Origin of the sequence: Bradyrhizobium sp. RD5-C2, assembly GCF_019972155.1 — a bacterium.
Classification (GTDB): domain Bacteria; phylum Pseudomonadota; class Alphaproteobacteria; order Rhizobiales; family Xanthobacteraceae; genus Bradyrhizobium.
In genome coordinates, this window is record NZ_BOVL01000010.1 from 142,830 (window position 1) to 160,890 (window position 18,061).

Consider the following 18,061-nt stretch of genomic DNA (forward strand, 5'->3'; position numbering starts at 1 on the left):
CGCCGGACAATCTCATGGATCAAGCGTAGGTCCTGAGCGTTTTCGACGGCAAGCCGACGAGGCCGCCAAGTCGGGACGGCACGCATTTGCGCAATTTCGGAATAATGGAAGTGTGGCGCTGATTTGCCCGACGTGTCAAGTCGGCATTCGAGCGCCAGCGGGCGCCCGCCGGCTACTGTGCATGGGGTTGTTTTCGATATTTTGGTCGTATGCGCCTTTTCGCCCGGCGACGCCGTTGCAATACCGCCGGAACGGCACCGGAGACCGGCTGATTTCGACCTTCGGTCGATCCAGCAATTGTCAATTGCCGGGCTTGGCGCCGGTAGTGTAAAGCGATTCTAAGGCGGCTTGCCTGAAGCCGCCGTTCCATCCGGGAACCGCTTGATGACGCTGTGGTTTGTGTTCGCGCTGATGACGGTCGCGGCGATCTTTGCCGTGCTGTGGCCGCTCAGCCGCCGCGGACGGGCGGATAGCGGGGGCAGCGAGGTCGTGGTCTACCGCGACCAGCTCGCCGAAATCGACCGCGATATGGCCTCAGGCATCATCGGCGCCGCCGAGGCCGATGCCGCGCGGATCGAGATCAGCCGCCGGCTGCTGGCTGCCGCCGACCAGAGCGGACGTGACGCCCCGGTGACAGGCAGCATCACGCTGCGGCGCGCTGCCGCGGTCGTGGCCCTGGTTGGGCTGCCGGTGATTGCCTCCAGCTTCTATCTCGCGCTCGGCTCGCCGCGTCTTGGCGACTTTCCGCTCGCCGAGCGCAGCCAGGTGGCCGATGCCAACCAGCCGCTCACCAATCTGGTCGCGCAGGTCGAGGCTCATTTGGAGAAGAATCCGACCGACGGCCGCGGCTGGACGGTGCTGGCGCCGGTGCTGTCGCGCCTCGGCCGCTACGATGATGCCGTCCGTGCCTATCGCAATGCCATCACCTATGCTGGCGACAATGCCGATCGCCGCGCCGATCTCGGCGAGGCGTTGATGGGGAGCGCCGGTGGCGTCGTCACTGCCGACGCCAAGGCGGAGTTCGAGCGCTCGGTCGCGCTGAATGGCGACGACGCCAAGGCCAATTATTTCCTCGGCCTCGCCGCCGAGCAGGACGGCCGCAAGGCCGACGCCGCTGCGCTCTGGCAGAAGATGCTGGCGAAGGCGCCGTCGGATGCGCCGTGGCGGCCGCTGGTGCAGGCTGCGCTGGTTCGGGTCGGTGGCGTCAGCGCACCCGCGCTGCCGGATGGCGCGGTGGCGGCGGCCAAGGACATGAGCGAGGCCGATCGCGGCACCATGATCAAGGGTATGGTCGATCGGCTGGCGACGCGGCTGAAGACCAACGGCGACGACGTCGAGGGCTGGCTGCGGCTGGTCCGCGCCTATCTCGTGATGGGCGAGCGCGACAAGGCGATCAGCGCGCTCGCGGATGCCCGTCAGGCGGTGGGCAATAATGCGGACCGGTTGCGTCAGCTCAATGAGGGGCTGAAGAGTCTCGGACTGGATGGATAACGCATGATGCCGAAACATGTGCAGCGGTTTTCGGCTGATGTCATGCGCAAGGACGCACCATGACCAGGAAACAACGGCGTTTGACACTGATCGGCTGCGCGCTCGTCGTGCTCGCGATCGCCGCGGGCCTGGTGCTGAACGCGCTGCGCGATTCCATCGTGTTCTTCTCGACGCCGTCGATGGTCGCCGAAAAGCATCTCGGTCCGGGCAAGCGGTTCCGCCTCGGCGGCCTGGTCGAGCAGGGCTCGCTCAAGCGCGGCGACAATCTCGCGGTGACCTTCACCGTCGGCGACGGCGGCGCGATGCTGCCGGTCGCCTACAAGGGCATTTTGCCGGATCTGTTCCGCGAGGGGCAGGGCGTGGTGGCGGAAGGCGCGCTCGATGCCGACGGCGTGTTCCGTGCCGACACCGTGCTCGCCAAGCATGACGAGACCTACATGCCGAAGGACGTCGCCGATGCCCTGAAGAAGCAGGGCCACTGGAAGGACGACTACGGCGCCAAGCCGAACAGCATGCCGAGCGCCTCCGCGGCGCCGACCCAGGGAGCGATGCGGTGATCGCCGAAAGCGGACATTATGCCCTGGTGCTGGCGCTGGCGCTGGCGCTGATCCAGTCGATCGTGCCGATCGTCGGGGCGCGCTGGCGCGATGCGGCGTTGATGAACGTCGCGCGCTCGACCGCGCTCGCCCAATTGCTGTTCGTCGCGGCGTCGTTCGCGGCGCTGGTGACCTTGCACGTCACCTCGGATTTCTCGGTCGCCAATGTCTTCGAGAATTCGCATTCGCTGAAGCCGCTGCTCTACAAGATCACCGGCGTGTGGGGAAACCATGAAGGCTCGATGCTGCTGTGGGTGTCGATCCTGGCGCTGTTCGGCGGCCTCGTCGCGGCCTTCGGCAACAATCTGCCGCTGTCGCTGCGCGCGCATGTGCTGGCGGTGCAGGCCTGGGTCGCCAGCGCGTTCTATCTGTTCATCCTGATCACCTCGAATCCGTTCCTGCGGATCGCCAACCCGCCGATCGAGGGACGCGACCTCAATCCGGTGCTGCAGGACATCGGCCTCGCCGTGCATCCGCCGATGCTCTATCTCGGCTATGTCGGATTCTCGATCTCGTTCTCGTTCGCGGTGGCGGCGCTGCTGGAAGGGCGGATCGACGCCGCCTGGGCGCGCTGGGTGCGGCCGTGGACGCTGATGGCGTGGATATTCCTGACGCTCGGCATCGCGATGGGCTCCTACTGGGCCTATTACGAGCTCGGCTGGGGCGGCTGGTGGTTCTGGGATCCGGTCGAGAACGCCTCGCTGATGCCGTGGTTGGCCGGCACCGCGCTGCTGCATTCGGCGCTGGTGATGGAGAAGCGCAACGCGCTGAAGGTCTGGACCGTCCTGCTGTCGATCCTGACCTTCTCGCTGTCGCTGCTCGGCACCTTCCTGGTGCGCTCCGGCGTGCTGACATCGGTCCACGCCTTCGCCACCGATCCGACCCGCGGCGTGTTCATCCTGCTGATCCTGTTCGTCTTCATCGGCGGCAGCCTGTCGCTGTATGCCTGGCGCGCGCCGGCGCTGAAGCAGGGCGGGCTGTTCGCGCCGATCTCGCGCGAAGGCGCGCTGGTGCTCAACAATCTGCTGCTGACCACCGCCTGTGCGACGGTGTTCATCGGCACGCTGTATCCGCTGGCGCTCGAGGTCCTGACCGGCGAGAAGATCTCGGTCGGCGCGCCGTTCTTCAATTTCACCTTCGCGCCGCTGTTCGTGCCGCTGCTGCTGGCGGTGCCGTTCGGGCCGCTGCTGGCCTGGAAGCGCGGCGACCTGCTCGGCGCGGCGCAGCGGCTGATGGTCGCCGGCATCGTCGCGCTGGTTGCGATCGCGGTGGTGTTTGCGTGGACCTATGGCGGCGCGACCCTGGCGCCGCTCGCAATCGGGCTTGCCGCCTTCGTGATCATGGGCGCGCTGTGCGATCTCGCCGAACGCATCGCGCTGTTCCGGATTCCGCTGTCGCTCTCGCTGCGCCGCGCACGCGGCCTGCCGCGGGCGACCTGGGGCACGGTCTTCGCGCACGCCGGCCTCGGCGTCGCACTGATCGGAATCGTCTGCGAGACCACCTGGAACAGCGAATACATCGGCTCCATGAAGCCGGACGACGTCGCCAAGGTCGCCGGCTATGAGCTGCGGCTCGACGGCCTGAACCCGCGGCAGGGGCCGAACTTCCGCGAGATGGTCGCGCAATTCACGGTGACCCGTGACGGCGAAAAGGTCAGCGTGATGACGCCGTCGAAGCGCAACTTCACGACGCGCGGCGCCTCGACGACCGAGGCCGCGCTGCTGACGCGCGGCGCGAGCCAGCTCTATATCTCACTCGGCGATACTTCGGCCGACGGCGCGATCGCGGTGCGCATCTATCACAAGCCGCTGGTGCTGATGATCTGGTGGGGGCCGGTGCTGATGGCGTTCGGCGGCATGCTGTCGCTGTCCGACCGCCGCTTGCGGGTCGGTGCGCCGAAGCCGGCCAAAGCAGCGGCGCGCGCCTTGCAGGCCGCCGAATGATGCGGTCGCGCACCCTTGCAGCCGCCGCGCTTGCGGCGACCCTGATGCTCGGCGCGATGCCCGCCCGGGCTGTGCTGCCCGACGAGATCATGGCGGACCCGGCCAAGGAGGCGAGGGCGCGCGAGCTTTCGAAAGAGCTGCGCTGCATGGTCTGCCAGAACCAGTCGATCGACGACTCGGAGGCGCCGCTGGCGCGCGACCTCCGCCTCCTGGTGCGTGAACGGATCTCGGCCGGCGACAGCGACCGCCAGGTGATCGATTTCCTGGTGGCCCGCTACGGCGAATTCGTGCTGCTGAAGCCGCGCCTCAACGAGCACACGCTGGTGCTGTGGCTGACCCCGCCGCTGGCGCTTTTGCTGGGCGGTCTTGCGCTCTGGCGGCTCGGCCGGCGCAGGGCAAATCCGGCCGCCGGCGGGGGCGATTCCACCCCCGGATTGACGTCCGACGAAGAGGCGCGCCTTGAGCGGCTGCTGGCGGCCGAATCCGCGCCGGACAAGCCGCTTTAGTTCCTTTCCAAGCCCTTAATTTGCATGCGCTATTCTGCCGCAGCGCAGGTTTGCTCAATTACCAAAGTTTAATTCCGCAGCCAGCGCGCGGTAAGGCTGATGACCCCATGTTCAGACGCATCAGGTGCTCGCCCCGCACCGAATGATTCTGGCCCTGGAGATCTCAAGACATGACCGACCGTCCCGACCTCTCGACCCTTCCGTCCTACAAGGCGCCGAAGCGCTCGCTGTTCTCTGCCCGCAAACTCGCGCTGATGGCGTCGGTCGTGGCCGGCCTCGGCGCCGCCACCTACGGCTTCAGCCCCACCCACAACCCGGCCGACCTGTTCACGACGCCTGCGCACGCGCAGGTCAATAACGAGGTCAAGAAGGTTCAGCAGCCGGTCGGGTTTGCCGACATCGTCGAGCGGGTGAAGCCGTCGGTGATCTCGGTCAAGGTCAATATTCGCGAGAAGGTCGCGAAGGATGACAGCAACAACAATGACGATTCGCCGTTCCAGCCGGGTTCGCCGATGGAGCGCTTCTTCCGCCGCTTCGGCGGTCCGGATGGCTTGCCCCCGGGTCTGCGCGGTGGACCGCGTGGCGGTGGCGTGGTGACGGGCCAGGGCTCCGGCTTCTTCATCTCGGCTGACGGCTTCGCCGTGACCAACAATCACGTCGTCGACGGCGCCGACAAGGTCGAGGTCACCACCGACGACGGCAAGACCTTTTCCGCCAAGGTGATCGGCACCGATCCGCGCACCGATCTCGCGCTGATCAAGGTCGAGGGCGGCTCCAACTTCCAGTTTGCCAAGCTCTCCGACACCAAGCCGCGCATCGGCGACTGGGTGCTGGCGGTCGGCAATCCCTTCGGTCTCGGCGGCACCGTGACCGCGGGCATCGTCTCCGCCTCCGGCCGCGACATCGGCAACGGCCCGTATGACGATTTCATCCAGATCGATGCGCCCGTGAACAAGGGCAATTCGGGTGGGCCGGCGTTCGACGTGTCCGGTGAGGTGATGGGCGTCAACACCGCGATCTACTCGCCGTCCGGCGGCAGCGTCGGCATCGCGTTCTCGATCCCGGCTTCCACGGTGAAGAGCGTCGTCGCCCAGCTGAAGGACAAGGGCTCGGTCAGCCGTGGCTGGATCGGCGTCCAGATCCAGCCGGTGACATCAGACATCGCCGACAGCCTCGGCATGAAGAAGGCCGAAGGCGCGCTGGTGGCCGAACCGCAGGCCAACGGCCCCGCGGCCAAGGCCGGCATCGAGTCCGGTGACGTCATCACCGCCGTCAATGGCGAGCCGGTGAAGGATGCGCGCGAACTCGCCCGCACCATCGGCGGCCTCGCGCCCGGCAATGCCGTGAAGCTGAACGTGCTGCACAAGGGTCAGGACAAGACCGTCAACCTCACGCTCGGCCAGTTGCCGAACAGCCTGGAAGCCAAGGCTGACACCGACAACAACGGCGACAAGGGCAACTCGTCCCGTGGCACCGACGTGCCGAAACTGGGCCTCACTGTGGCACCCGCCAACAGCGTGGCCGGCGCCGGCAAGGAAGGCGTGGTCGTGACCGAAGTCGATCCCAAGAGTGCTGCCGCTGAGCGGGGCTTCAAGGAAGGCGACGTGATCCTCGAGGTCGCCGGCAAGACCGTCGGCACCGCCGGTGAGGTACGTGATGCGATCACCGCGGCGCGCAGTGACAACAAGAACAGCGTTCTCATGCGCGTGAAGAGCGGCGGTTCGTCGCGCTTTGTGGCAGTGCCGCTGGCCAAGGGATAACTATCTATGAGTTGGAACGCGTCGCCGGCATTAGTCGCCCCCGCCGACGGCGCGTTCCGGGGGGCGGGCCCCTTGCTCGCTCCCTATGTTGCCTTTCGATGGAATATGCCCCCCTCTGTCGGAAGGTCTCAGGGCGGTGAGGTCCCCCAGCTTCACCGCCCACTTTTTTCAGCGCCGCATGATCCGGAAAAGTGGAGACCGGTTTTCCCCCGCGACAAACCCGGAACGGGTTTGCGCGGAGATCATGCGCCCACAAGCTTCCCGGAATATTCGCGGTCGTCTTGCATGTGCAGGCCGGCCGCGCCATGCTGACAGAGGGCCTATTCCCGTGACCGCAACCGCTCCGCAAATGCGCATCCTGATCATCGAAGACGACCGCGAGTCAGCCGACTATCTGGTCAAGGCATTCCGTGAAGTCGGCTATATCGCCGATCTCGCTTCCGACGGCGAGGAAGGCCTGTCGATGGCGGAGACCGGCGATTACGACGTGATGGTTGTGGATCGCATGCTGCCGAAGCGGGACGGCCTGTCGCTGATCGGCATTCTGCGCGACAAGGGCAATAGGACGCCGGTCCTGATCCTCTCGGCGCTCGGCCAGGTCGACGACCGGATCAAGGGCCTGCGCGCCGGCGGCGACGACTATTTGCCAAAGCCCTATTCCTTCGCCGAGCTGCTCGCGCGCGTCGAGGTGCTGTCGCGGCGCAATGTCGGGCCGGCCGAGGAGACCACTTACCGGGTCGGCGATCTCGAGCTCGACCGGCTGTCGCATCGCGTCGCCCGCGGCAAGGATGAGCTGACCTTGCAGCCGCGCGAGTTCCGCCTGCTCGAATATCTGATGAAGCATGCAGGGCAGGTGGTGACGCGCACCATGCTGCTCGAGAACGTCTGGGATTATCATTTCGATCCGCAGACCAACGTCATCGACGTCCACATCTCGCGGCTGCGCTCCAAGATCGACAAAGGCTTCGAGCGGCCGCTGCTGCATACCATCCGCGGCGCGGGGTATATGATCAGAGATGGCATCAGGTAGATCGTGACCGCCTTCGGCAAACTGATCCGGACCACGGCGTTTCGGCTGACGCTGGTCTATCTGTTCCTGTTCGCGCTGTTCGCGGCCTCGCTGCTGGCTTATTTCGCCTGGAACACGCGGCGGCTGATCACCGAGCAGATCACGACGACCGTCAACGTCGAGATCAGCGAGATCACCTCCATCTATAACCGCCGCGGCCTGCACGGCCTGCTGACCACCATGGGCAATCGTGCGCTGCGGCCGGGCGCCAACCTCTATCTCCTGACGGCACCGAACGGGCAGGCGCTGGCCGGCAATGTCGGCTCGCTGGCGCCTGGCGTGATGAGCATGCAGGGCTGGACCGAGACCGCCTATCGCCGGATCGACGAACAGGACAAGACCGATCACCGCGCGCTGGTGCGGGTCACCGAGATGGACAACGGCTTCCGCCTCCTGGTCGGGCGCGATCTGGAGGAGCGGCGGCGGCTGTTCGGCATCGTCGCCAAGGCGGCGCAATGGTCGATCCTCGTCGTGGTCGTGCTCGGCATCGGTGGCGGTATCTTCGTCGCGCGCCGTGTGCTGCGCCGGATCGACGCCATGACCGGCACCACCAAGCGGATCATGGCGGGCGATCTGTCCGGCCGGCTGCCGGTCGGCCGCAGTGGCGACGAGCTCGACCGTCTCGCGGAAAATCTCAATGTCATGCTGGAGCGCATCGAGGCGCTGATGACGGGGCTGAAGGAGGTCTCCGACAACATCGCCCACGACCTCAAGACGCCGCTGACGCGGCTGCGCAATCGCGCCGAGGAGGCGCTGGCGCGGTCGGGCGGCGAGGCCGACTATCGCGCGGCGCTGGAGCGGACGATCGAGGAGTCCGACGGGCTGATCCGCACCTTCAACGCGCTGTTGATGATCGCGCGCGCCGAGTCCGGCCAGGCGCGCGGTAACATGGACGATTTCGACGGTGCTGACGTCGCCAACGGCATCCACGAATTGTACGAGCCGCTGGCCGAGGACGACGGCATGACGCTGCAGGTGAAGACCGCGCCGGCGCCGATTCACGGCAACCGCGAATTGATCAGTCAGGCGGTCGCCAACCTGGTCGAGAACGCCATCAAATATGGCAAGCCCGAACCGGGCGTGGAGCCGATGAAGGCCGATGCGCGGGAGATCCTGATCGAGGCTCGCCGTGAGGGCGATCAGGTCCTGCTCAGCGTCACCGACCATGGTCCGGGCATCCCCGAGGGCGACCGCAAGCACGCGGTGGAGCGCTTCGTCCGGCTGGAGGCCAGCCGCACCTTACCCGGTTCCGGTCTCGGCCTCAGCCTGGCCTCGGCGGTTGCCACGCTCCATGGCGGCGAGCTGCGGCTCGGCGACGCCCATCCGGGGCTGGTGGCGACCCTGGTGCTGCCTGCGCGGGCGGGCGGCAGTGACAGGCTTGCGGCTCAAACGCAGGATGTGCCACAGAAGGCGGCATGAATGCCGCCGCGCCGGGAAACGCGGATCGACACCATCTGGCCGCGCGGTTCGCGGATGGACCGCGTGTCGCCGCTTCCGTATCTGCCGATCAGCGCCTGACTGACTGGTTCGCCGAGCTCGAACCGGCGCAGTCGGCTGCGCTCGCGGTGCTGCTGGAGCACCCGTTCGCACGGGACATCCTGCGCGGCATTGCCGAGTTCTCGCCCTATCTGTTCGAGCTCGCGCGGGCTGATCCCGCGCGGCTGATCCGGATCCTGTCATGCGACCCGGAGTCGCATCTTGCGAACCTGATCGAGACCACCTCGCGCGACGTGCTCGCCGCCGGCAGCGAGGCCGACGTGATGGTCCTGCTTCGCCGCATGAAGGCGGAGGCCGCGCTGATGATCGCGCTGTGCGACATCGGCGGCGTCTGGCCGGTGATGCGGGTGACGGCGGCGCTGACCGACATCGCGGTGAATTCGGTGCAGTCGGCGCTGCGATATCTGCTCCGGCAGGAAATTGCCCGCGGCCGGATGATTGCCGCCGATCCCGAGTATCCGGAAGCGGGCTCCGGCCTGATCGTGCTTGCGATGGGCAAGATGGGCGCGGGCGAGCTGAACTATTCCAGCGACATCGACCTGATCGTGTTCTTCGATCGCGCGGCCACCTCGCTCGCCGAGGATATCGAGCCGCAGCCGTTCTTCGTCCGTGTCACCCAGGCAATGGCGCGGATGCTGCAGCAGCGCTCAGGCGAAGGCTATGTGTTCCGGGTCGATCTCAGGCTGCGACCGGACCCGGCCTCGACCCAGGTCGCGATCTCGACCGACGCGGCGTTGCATTATTACGAGCGCGAGGGACGCACCTGGGAACGCGCCGCGATGATCAAGGCGCGGCCCTGCGCCGGCAATCCCAAGGCCGGCGAGGCGCTGATCGGCGAGCTCGCGCCCTTCGTCTGGCGCAAGCATCTGGACTTTGCCGCGCTCTCCGATGTCCACGACATGAAGCGGCAGATGCAGACCTATCGCGGCCAGAGCGAGATCTCGGTCGAGGGCCACAACGTCAAGGTCGGCCGCGGCGGCATCCGCGAGATCGAGTTCTTCGCCCAGACCCAGCAGCTGATCGCCGGTGGCCGCCATCCGGAGTTGCGGGTGCGGCCGACGCTGGAGGCGCTCAATGTGCTCGCCGACAGCAACTGGATCACTTTCGAGGCGCGCGACGAGCTGACCAAGGCCTACGAATTCCTGCGCCGGGTCGAGCATCGGCTGCAGATGATCGCCGACGAGCAGACCCACTCGCTGCCCGAAGCGCCTGAGGACGTCGAGCGCTTCGCGCATTTCTTCGGCTACGAGAATCGCGAGGCCTTCGCCAAAGACCTGCTCGGCCAGCTCAACATCGTGCAGAACCATTACGGCAAGCTGTTCGAGGGCGACGATCCGACCGGGAGCGCGAAGCTGCCGGATGTCGACTACGGGGCAGGCCCCGAAGATGGCCGCTTGATCGAGCATCTCGCCAGTCTCGGCTTCAAGAAGCCGGTCATGGTCGCCGGCACCGTGCAGCAGTGGATCGAGGGCGATTATCGCGCGCTGCGCGTGGAAGCGACGCGCGCGGCGTTCCTCGAATTCATTCCCGGCCTGATTGATGGCCTCGCGGATGCCGAGGAACCTGACGATGCGGTCGCGGCGTTCGACCGTTTCCTCGGCGCGCTGCAGCGGGGCGGGCGGCTGATCTCGCTGCTCAGCCAGAACCGCGATTTCGTCGCGCTGGTGGCGCTGATCCTTGGTGCTGCGCCGCGGCTCGGCGACATGCTGGCGCGGCAGCCGCAGATCATGGACGGCCTGGTCGATCCACGCTTCTTCGGCGCGATGCCGGACAAGAAGGAGCTGTCGGCGCGGCTCGCCGCGACGCTGCAGGATGCGTCGTCCTATGAGGACTTCCTCGATCGTCTGAGATTGTTCGGCCAGGAGAGCCTGTTCCTGATCGGCACGCGGATCCTGTCCGGCACGGTGTCGGCGCAGCACGCCAGCACGGCGTTTGCCGATGTCGCTGAAGGCATCGTGCACACCGTGCATGGTCTCGTCACCGACCAGTTCGCCGCGCAATATGGCCGGATCAAGGGGCAGGAGACCGCGATCGTCGCGATGGGCCGGCTCGGCAGCCGCGAGATGACCGCATCCTCAGACCTCGATCTGATCCTGCTCTACGATTTCGACAGCGAGGCGCCGGACTCCGACGGCGAGCGCTCGCTGCATGGCGCGCAGTATTTCGCCCGCTTCACCCAGCGCCTGATCAGCGCCTTCACGACCCGGACCAATTACGGCGTGCTGTATGAGGTCGACATGCGGCTGCGGCCGTCGGGGCGCGCCGGCCCGGTCGCCTCGCGGATCGATTCGTTTTCCGACTACCAGGAACGCGAGGCGTGGACCTGGGAGCACATGGCGCTGACGCGCGCGCGTGTGATCTCGTCGTCAGCGCAATTCCGCGAGAAGATCGAGGCGATCATCCGCAGCGTGCTGACCCGACCGCGCGACGCGGCGTCGACCGCGGCCGATGTTGCCGACATGCGGCGCGCCATCGCGCTGGAGAAGGGCGAGGACGATGTCTGGGACCTCAAGCTTGCCGCCGGCGGGCTCGTCGACATCGATTTCATCGCGCAATATCTCCAGCTCGCGCACGCATCAGTGAAGCCGGAGATCCTCAGCGTCTCGACGCTGCAGGTGCTGGACCATGCCGCCAAGCTCGGCCTGCTCGGTCAGTCCGAGGCCGAGATCCTGCGCTCGGCGGCGCGGCTCTATCACGACCTGACCCAGATCCTGCGGCTCTGCGTCACCGGCAAGTTCAATCCCGAGACCGCGGGAGAGGATCTGCGGCGCGTGATGGCGCGGGCCGGCGACGCGCCGGACTTCTCCGCGCTGGAAGCCCGCCTGCGCGAGACGCAAAGCGAGGTGCGCCGGGTGTTCAACGCGATTGTCGGCGGGGGGTAGCGCCCACGATTCTCGACCCGTCATCCTGAGGTGCGAGCTCTTGCGGGCCTCGAAGGATGCACGGCCACGGTCGGGCCGTCGACCCTTCGAGACGCGCTACGCGCTCCTCAGGGTGACGGAGATACAAAGCCTTGCGTGGTTGCTACTCGCTACGCCTGCTGCTTCAGCTTCTGCAAGGCTTCGCGGACGTCGGGGTCGAGGCCGGCGCCGCCGGTGTCGAGATGGGCGAAGATCTGCTTGCGCATCCGCGGGTCCCAGAACTTCCAGATGTGCTCGGAGATGCCCGGCACGGCGCGGTCGTGCCCCTGGCTCTGGAAGAATTTTCCGATCTGGTTCGCCATGTAGACCAGTTTGTCAGGCGACGACGACATAAGCGGACTCCTTGCCGGGCACCGCGCCTGTGACGCGTTCCGGATGCGTAAAGATTTCAAATCCATCGGCGCGGGCGATCGCGGCAAGCGTGATGCCGGCGGCATCCGCCATCCGCACCGCAAGCGCGGTCGGCGCCGACACCGCAGCAATCAGCGGCGCGCCGATCGCCGCGGTCTTCTGCACCATTTCGACCGAGACGCGGCTGGTCACCAGCACGATGCCATCGCTTGCGACGACCTTGTCGCGGGCCAGCGCCCCGGCGAGCTTGTCGAGCGCATTGTGGCGGCCGACATCCTCGCGCAGCGCGACGATGCCGCGCGCCGCGGTCCAGAACGCGGCGGCGTGCACCGCGCGGGTCTGGTGATTGATCTCCTGCAGCGGCGGGACCGCCGCCACCGCGGTCATGATCTCGCGCGGCGCGAAGACGCGGCCCGCGGGCACCACCGCGGCCGGCCGAACCGCCTCGCTGATCGAATCGAGCCCGCACAGGCCGCAGCCGGTCGGGCCGGCGATGTTGCGCCGTCGCTCGGCGATCCGCGCGGCCTTGTCGGGCTTGAGCCACATTCGAAGCTCGATGCCGTCATCGAGCTCGACGATGTCGAGGGTTTCGATCTCGTCGGCCGATTGCACGATGCCTTCGCTCAGGCTGAAGCCGACCGCGAAGTCGCCGAGGTCCTCGGGCGAGCCCATCATCACGGCGTAGGTGCCGCCATTATAGGTCAGCGCCAGCGGCGTCTCTTCCGGGATCAGGCGCGCGCCCTCGGTGAAGACGCCGTCGCGCCAGACCTTTCGGTTCGCCTTGTGGACCGGCTCGCGCATCGTTACTCCGCGGCTTCCACCACCGGCGCGATGCGGCGCGAATGGCGGGCCTGCTCGTCATAGGCCTTCTGCCAGTCGGACGGACCGTTCGACGGCGAGATCTGCACAGCTGTCACCTTATACTCCGGACAGTTGGTCGCCCAGTCCGAGAAATCGGTGGTGATGACGTTGGCCTGGGTGTCCGGGTGATGGAACGTGGTGTAGACCACGCCCGGCGCCACGCGGTCGGTGATCTCGGCGCGCAGCGTCGTCTCGCCGGCGCGGCTCGCCAGCCGCACCCAGTCGCCGTCGCGCACGCCGCGCAGCTCGGCGTCGTGCGGGTGGATCTCGAGACGGTCCTCGGCGTGCCAGACCACGTTCTCAGTGCGGCGGGTCTGCGCACCGACATTGTACTGGCTGAGGATGCGGCCGGTGGTGAGCAGCAGCGGGTAGCGCGGGCCGGTGCGCTCGTCGGTCGCGATATATTCGGTGATGATGAACTTGCCCTTGCCGCGCACGAAGCCGCCGATATGCATGATCGGCGTGCCCTCAGGCGCCTTCTCGTTGCACGGCCACTGCACCGAGCCGAGCTCATCGAGCTTGTCGTAGGACACGCCGGTGAAGGTCGGCGTCAGCGCCGCGATCTCGTCCATGATCTCGGACGGATGGTTGTAGTGCATCTCGAAACCCATCGCCTTGGCGAGCAGGATCGTCACTTCCCAGTCGGCATAGCCGTTGCGCGGCGTCATCACCTTGCGGACGCGCTGGATGCGGCGCTCGGCATTGGTGAAGGTGCCGTCCTTCTCGAGGAAGGTCGAGCCGGGCAGGAAGACGTGGGCGTAGTTCGCGGTCTCGTTCAGGAAGAGATCGTGGACGATGACGCATTCCATCGCCGACAGCGCCGCCACCACATGCTTGGTGTTCGGGTCGGACTGCAAGATGTCCTCGCCCTGCACGTAGAGCCCCATGAAGGTGCCCTCGATCGCGGCATCGAACATGTTGGGGATGCGCAGGCCCGGCTCGTTGTTGAGTTTGACGTTCCACATCGCCTCGAACTGCTCGCGCACGGCATCGCCGGAGATATGGCGGTAGCCGGGCAGCTCGTGCGGGAACGAGCCCATGTCGCAGGAGCCCTGCACGTTGTTCTGGCCGCGCAGCGGGTTCACGCCGACGCCGGACCGGCCGATATTGCCGGTCACCATCGCGAGGTTGGCGATCGCAATCACCGTGGTCGAGCCCTGGCTGTGCTCGGTGACGCCGAGCCCGTAATAGATCGCGCCGTTGCCGCCGGTGGCGTAGATCCGCGCCGCCTCGCGCAGAGCGTTGGGATCGACGCCGGTCATGATCGCGGTCGCTTCGGGGCTGTATTTCTCCTGGGCGACGAAGGCGGCCCATTCCTCGAACTCGCTCCAGTCGCAGCGTTCGCGCACGAAGCTCTCGTTGACGAGCCCTTCGGTGACGATGACGTGGGCGAGCGCCGTGACCACCGCGACGTTGGTGCCGGGCATCAGCGGCAGATGCAGCGCCTTTACATGCGGCGATTCCACCATCTCGGTGCGGCGCGGATCGAGCACGATCAGCTTGGCGCCTTGGCGCAGCCGCTTCTTCAGCCGCGAGGCGAACACCGGGTGAGCCGAGGCCGGGTTGGCGCCGATGATCATCACGACGTCGGTGTCTTCAACCGAATCGAAATCCTGCGTGCCGGCCGAGGTGCCGAAGGTCTGCGACAGGCCGTAACCGGTCGGCGAATGGCAGACGCGCGCGCAGGTGTCGACGTTGTTGTTGCCGAATCCGCCGCGGATCAGCTTCTGCACAAGGTAGGTCTCTTCGTTGGTGCAGCGCGAGGAGGTGATGCCGCCGACCGCGTCGCGGCCGTATTTCTGCTGGATGCCCTTGAACTTCGCGGCGGCGAAGTTGAACGCTTCGTCCCACGACACTTCCTGCCAGGGATCCTCGATCCGTTCGCGGATCATCGGCTTCAGGATGCGCTCCTTGTGGGTGGTGTAGCCCCAGGCGAAGCGGCCCTTGACGCAGGAATGGCCGCGGTTGGCCTTGCCGTCCTTCCACGGCACCATGCGCACCACTTCCTCGCCGCGCATCTCGGCCTTGAAGGCGCAGCCGACGCCGCAATAGGCGCAGGTGGTGACGACCGAGTGCTCGGGCTGGCCGATCTCGATCACGGATTTTTCGGTCAGCGTCGCAGTCGGGCAGGCCTGCACGCAGGCGCCGCAGGACACGCATTCGGAGCCGAGGAAGCTTTCGCTCATGCCGGGCGAGACGCGGCTGTCGAAGCCGCGGCCGGAGATCGTCAGCGCGAAGGTGCCTTGCACTTCCTCGCAGGCGCGGACGCAGCGCGAGCAGACGATGCACTTCGAGGGGTCATAAGTGAAGTACGGATTGGATTCGTCCTTCGGCATCCAGTTGTCGTTTTCGCAGCCGTGCGATTTGGCGAAAACATGATTCTCGCCCTCATAGCCGTAGCGCACGTCGCGCAGGCCGACGGCGCCCGCCATGTCCTGCAATTCGCAGTCGCCGTTCGCCGCGCAGGTCAGGCAGTCCAGCGGATGGTCGGAGATGTAGAGCTCCATCACGCCCTTGCGCAGCTTCTTCAGCCGGTCGCTCTGGGTATGCACGACGAGGCCCGGCATGACAGGCGTGGTGCAGGACGCGGGCGTGCCGGCGCGGCCCTCGATCTCGACCAGGCAGAGCCGGCAGGAGCCGAAGGCGTCGACCATGTCGGTCGCGCAGAGCTTTGGAATCTGGGTGCCGGCTTCCATCGCCGCGCGCATGATCGAGGTGCCCTCGGGCACTGTGATCTGATTGCCGTCGATGGTCAGCGTGACCATCGCCTCGGATTTGGACTTGGGCGTGCCGAAATCGATTTCCTGGATCAGCGACATCGTGATTTCCTGTTATTCCGCGGCCTGCAGCCGGGCCGGTGCGGGGCCGAAATCTTCCCGGAAGTGTTTCAGTGCGCTCATCACCGGGTAGGGCGTGAAGCCGCCGAGTGCGCACAGCGAGCCGAACTTCATGGTGTTGCAGAGGTCTTCGATCACGGCGAGGTTTTCCGTCACACGCTCGCCGTTGATGATCTTGTTGATGGTCTCGACCCCGCGGGTCGAGCCGATCCGGCACGGCGTGCACTTGCCGCAGGATTCGACAGCGCAGAATTCCATCGCAAAGCGCGCCTGCTTGACCATGTCGACGGTGTCGTCGAACACCACGATGCCGCCATGGCCGATCAGGCCGTCGCGCGCGGCCAATGCCTCATAGTCGAACGGCGTGTCGAACAGCGCGCGAGGGAAGTAGGCCCCGAGCGGGCCGCCGATCTGCACCGCGCGCACTTCGCGTCCGGTGAAGGTGCCGCCGCCGATCTCGTCGACAAGATCGCCGAGCGTGACGCCGAATGCGGTTTCGAACAGCCCGCCATATCTGATGTTGCCGGCGAGCTGGATCGGCATCGTGCCGCGCGAGCGGCCCATGCCGAAATCGGCATAGGCCTTGGCGCCGTTGTCGAGGATGAAGGGGATCGCCGCGAACGACAGCACGTTGTTGATCACGCTGGGGCGGCCGAACAGGCCCTTGTGCGCCGGCAGCGGCGGCTTGGCCCGCACGATGCCGCGGCGGCCTTCGAGGCTTTCGAGCAGCGACGTCTCTTCGCCGCAGACATAGGCGCCGGCGCCGACCCGAACCTCGAGATCGAACTCATGCTTGGTGCCGCCGATGCGCTTGCCGAGGAAGCCGGTGCGGCGGGCCGCCACGATCGCCGCGTTCATCGCCTCGACCGCGTGCGGATATTCCGAGCGAATGTAGATGTAGCCCTTGGTGGCGCCGACCGTGATACCCGCGATCGTCATGCCCTCGATCACGACGAAGGGGTCGCCTTCCATGATCATGCGGTCGGCGAAGGTGCCGCTGTCGCCTTCGTCGGCGTTGCAGACGATGTATTTGCGGTCGGCGCTGGCCTGCGCCACCGTCTTCCACTTGATGCCCGTCGGGAAGCCGGCGCCGCCGCGGCCGCGCAGGCCCGACGTCGTGACGTCGGCAAGAATCTGGGCGGAGGTCAGCGTCAACGCCCGCTCCAGGCCCTTGTAGCCGCCATGGGCGCAGTAGTCGTCGACCGAGCGCGGATCGACCACGCCGCAGCGCGCGAAGGTCAATCGCGTCTGGCGCTTCAGCCAGGGAATCTCGTCCGTGACACCAAGCCGCAGGGCATGCTGGCCGTTGCCGGTCATCGCATCGAGCAGCGACGGCACGTCCGCCGGTGTCACCGGGCCGAACGCGATGCGGCCTTGGGCGGTCGAAAGCTCGACCATCGGCTCCAGCCAGCACAGCCCGCGCGAGCCGTTCCTGACGATCTCGATTGCTGCGCCACGCGCGGCTGCGGCCTGCGCGAAGGCGAGGGCGACCTCGTCGGCGCCGACGGCGACGGCCGCGGCATCGCGAGGGACGTAAATTCGCATCGTCATCGCTGTGCCTCCGCGACCAGCGCGTCGATCCGCGCTTCATCGAGCCGGCCGACCAACCGGCCATCCAGCATCGCCGAGGGTGCGGTGGCGCAGAGCCCGAGGCAGTAGATCGGCTCCAGCGTCACGCGCTCGTCCGCCGTGGTATTCCCCAGGGAAACGCCGAGCTTGGCCTCCGCCCGCGCCGCAATCCGATCGCCGCCGGCAGCCTGGCAGGCCTCGGCGCGGCAGAGCTTGAGGACGTGGCGTCCGGCCGGTTGCTTGCGGAAGTCGTGGTAGAAGGTGAACACGCCGTGCACCTCGGCGCGGGACAGATTGAGCGCCTCCGCCACCATCGGGATCGCAGGCTCCGGCACGTAGCCGAAGGCTTCCTGCAGCGCGTGCAGGATCACCAGCGTGGCGCCTTCCAGCCCGGCATGCTCGGCGATGATCTCCGTGCCGCGCGCCGTGTCCCAAGGTTCGTATCCCACCGTCATCCGCGCTTCTCACGATCCGTTTTTTGCTTTGCACATCAGAATTGGAATCCTTCGAAACATCAATAAAGCTGTCTCATGCGGCGATTGCGAAATGCGATTAATAGCGTTGCCGAATGGATCGATCCGGGATCGCAATAATGTTCTGGAATCACGGACTTCCGGGGCGCTTTGGATTTCGGGATCGCACCCCGATCGTGCTACCTAT

General features: G+C 66.5%; 13 protein-coding genes. 8 read left to right on the forward strand and 5 right to left on the reverse strand.

What is annotated here, in order from left to right:
* Positions 1–384 precede the first annotated feature (384 nt).
* The 8 genes from ccmI to BraRD5C2_RS11440 all read left to right on the forward strand — a co-directional run bounded on the left by ccmI (position 385) and on the right by BraRD5C2_RS11440 (position 11,744).
* Positions 385–1,491, forward strand: a complete 1,107-nt coding sequence (ccmI, locus tag BraRD5C2_RS11405; RefSeq protein WP_223968363.1) for a c-type cytochrome biogenesis protein CcmI — start codon at positions 385–387, stop codon at positions 1,489–1,491.
* A 59-nt stretch (positions 1,492–1,550) separates the two neighbouring features.
* A complete protein-coding gene (ccmE, locus tag BraRD5C2_RS11410; RefSeq protein ID WP_223968365.1) occupies positions 1,551–2,048 on the forward strand; it encodes a cytochrome c maturation protein CcmE in 498 nt (165 codons plus the stop codon).
* Positions 2,045–4,030 (forward strand): heme lyase CcmF/NrfE family subunit, encoded by a 1,986-nt coding sequence (locus BraRD5C2_RS11415; RefSeq protein ID WP_223968366.1) that lies wholly within the window; start codon positions 2,045–2,047, stop codon positions 4,028–4,030. Before ccmE ends, BraRD5C2_RS11415 begins: the two co-directional genes overlap by 4 nt.
* Positions 4,030–4,536: a cytochrome c-type biogenesis protein gene (locus tag BraRD5C2_RS11420; RefSeq protein WP_223968367.1), complete on the forward strand. Its 507-nt coding sequence runs from the start codon at positions 4,030–4,032 to the stop codon at positions 4,534–4,536. Before BraRD5C2_RS11415 ends, BraRD5C2_RS11420 begins: the two co-directional genes overlap by 1 nt.
* Positions 4,537–4,706: 170 nt before the next feature.
* A complete protein-coding gene (locus BraRD5C2_RS11425; protein WP_223968368.1) occupies positions 4,707–6,296 on the forward strand; it encodes a Do family serine endopeptidase in 1,590 nt (529 codons plus the stop codon).
* A 349-nt stretch (positions 6,297–6,645) separates the two neighbouring features.
* A complete protein-coding gene (locus BraRD5C2_RS11430; protein WP_097670709.1) occupies positions 6,646–7,326 on the forward strand; it encodes a response regulator transcription factor in 681 nt (226 codons plus the stop codon).
* Between the two features lie 3 nt (positions 7,327–7,329).
* Positions 7,330–8,784, forward strand: a complete 1,455-nt coding sequence (locus BraRD5C2_RS11435; RefSeq protein WP_223968369.1) for a sensor histidine kinase — start codon at positions 7,330–7,332, stop codon at positions 8,782–8,784.
* Positions 8,781–11,744: a bifunctional [glutamine synthetase] adenylyltransferase/[glutamine synthetase]-adenylyl-L-tyrosine phosphorylase gene (locus tag BraRD5C2_RS11440; protein WP_223968370.1), complete on the forward strand. Its 2,964-nt coding sequence runs from the start codon at positions 8,781–8,783 to the stop codon at positions 11,742–11,744. The genes BraRD5C2_RS11435 and BraRD5C2_RS11440 overlap by 4 nt, the downstream gene beginning before the upstream one ends.
* A 149-nt stretch (positions 11,745–11,893) precedes the next feature.
* Here the strand turns inward: BraRD5C2_RS11440 and BraRD5C2_RS11445 are convergent, their stop codons facing one another.
* From BraRD5C2_RS11445 to BraRD5C2_RS11465, 5 genes are read right to left on the reverse strand one after another with little or no spacing between them, the layout of a single operon-like run.
* Positions 11,894–12,115, reverse strand: coding sequence for a formate dehydrogenase subunit delta (locus tag BraRD5C2_RS11445; protein ID WP_223968371.1), 222 nt, complete (start codon positions 12,113–12,115; stop codon positions 11,894–11,896).
* Positions 12,099–12,935 (reverse strand): formate dehydrogenase accessory sulfurtransferase FdhD, encoded by an 837-nt coding sequence (gene fdhD, locus BraRD5C2_RS11450; RefSeq protein ID WP_223968373.1) that lies wholly within the window; start codon positions 12,933–12,935, stop codon positions 12,099–12,101. Before fdhD ends, BraRD5C2_RS11445 begins: the two co-directional genes overlap by 17 nt.
* Positions 12,936–12,937: 2 nt before the next feature.
* A complete protein-coding gene (gene fdhF / locus BraRD5C2_RS11455) occupies positions 12,938–15,814 on the reverse strand; it encodes a formate dehydrogenase subunit alpha (RefSeq protein WP_223968374.1) in 2,877 nt (958 codons plus the stop codon).
* Between the two features lie 12 nt (positions 15,815–15,826).
* Entirely contained in the window at positions 15,827–17,383 is a 1,557-nt protein-coding gene (locus BraRD5C2_RS11460; RefSeq protein ID WP_223968375.1) for an NADH-ubiquinone oxidoreductase-F iron-sulfur binding region domain-containing protein, read from the reverse strand.
* Positions 17,380–17,856: a formate dehydrogenase subunit gamma gene (locus tag BraRD5C2_RS11465; protein ID WP_223968376.1), complete on the reverse strand. Its 477-nt coding sequence runs from the start codon at positions 17,854–17,856 to the stop codon at positions 17,380–17,382. Before BraRD5C2_RS11465 ends, BraRD5C2_RS11460 begins: the two co-directional genes overlap by 4 nt.
* Positions 17,857–18,061: the final 205 nt, after the last annotated feature.

Excerpts from the sequence above, each read along its gene's own strand:
- BraRD5C2_RS11430 (WP_097670709.1), top strand. The coding sequence starts at position 6,646 with ATGCGCATCCTGATCATCGAAGACGACCGCGAGTCAGCCGACTATCTG.
- ccmI (WP_223968363.1), top strand. The coding sequence starts at position 385 with ATGACGCTGTGGTTTGTGTTCGCGCTGATGACGGTCGCGGCGATCTTT.
- BraRD5C2_RS11425 (WP_223968368.1), top strand. The coding sequence starts at position 4,707 with ATGACCGACCGTCCCGACCTCTCGACCCTTCCGTCCTACAAGGCGCCG.
- fdhD (WP_223968373.1), bottom strand. The coding sequence starts at position 12,935 with ATGCGCGAGCCGGTCCACAAGGCGAACCGAAAGGTCTGGCGCGACGGC.
- BraRD5C2_RS11440 (WP_223968370.1), top strand. The coding sequence starts at position 8,781 with ATGAATGCCGCCGCGCCGGGAAACGCGGATCGACACCATCTGGCCGCG.
- BraRD5C2_RS11465 (WP_223968376.1), bottom strand. The coding sequence starts at position 17,856 with ATGACGGTGGGATACGAACCTTGGGACACGGCGCGCGGCACGGAGATC.
- fdhF (WP_223968374.1), bottom strand. The coding sequence starts at position 15,814 with ATGTCGCTGATCCAGGAAATCGATTTCGGCACGCCCAAGTCCAAATCC.
- ccmE (WP_223968365.1), top strand. The coding sequence starts at position 1,551 with ATGACCAGGAAACAACGGCGTTTGACACTGATCGGCTGCGCGCTCGTC.
- BraRD5C2_RS11460 (WP_223968375.1), bottom strand. The coding sequence starts at position 17,383 with ATGACGATGCGAATTTACGTCCCTCGCGATGCCGCGGCCGTCGCCGTC.
- BraRD5C2_RS11420 (WP_223968367.1), top strand. The coding sequence starts at position 4,030 with ATGCGGTCGCGCACCCTTGCAGCCGCCGCGCTTGCGGCGACCCTGATG.
- BraRD5C2_RS11445 (WP_223968371.1), bottom strand. The coding sequence starts at position 12,115 with ATGTCGTCGTCGCCTGACAAACTGGTCTACATGGCGAACCAGATCGGA.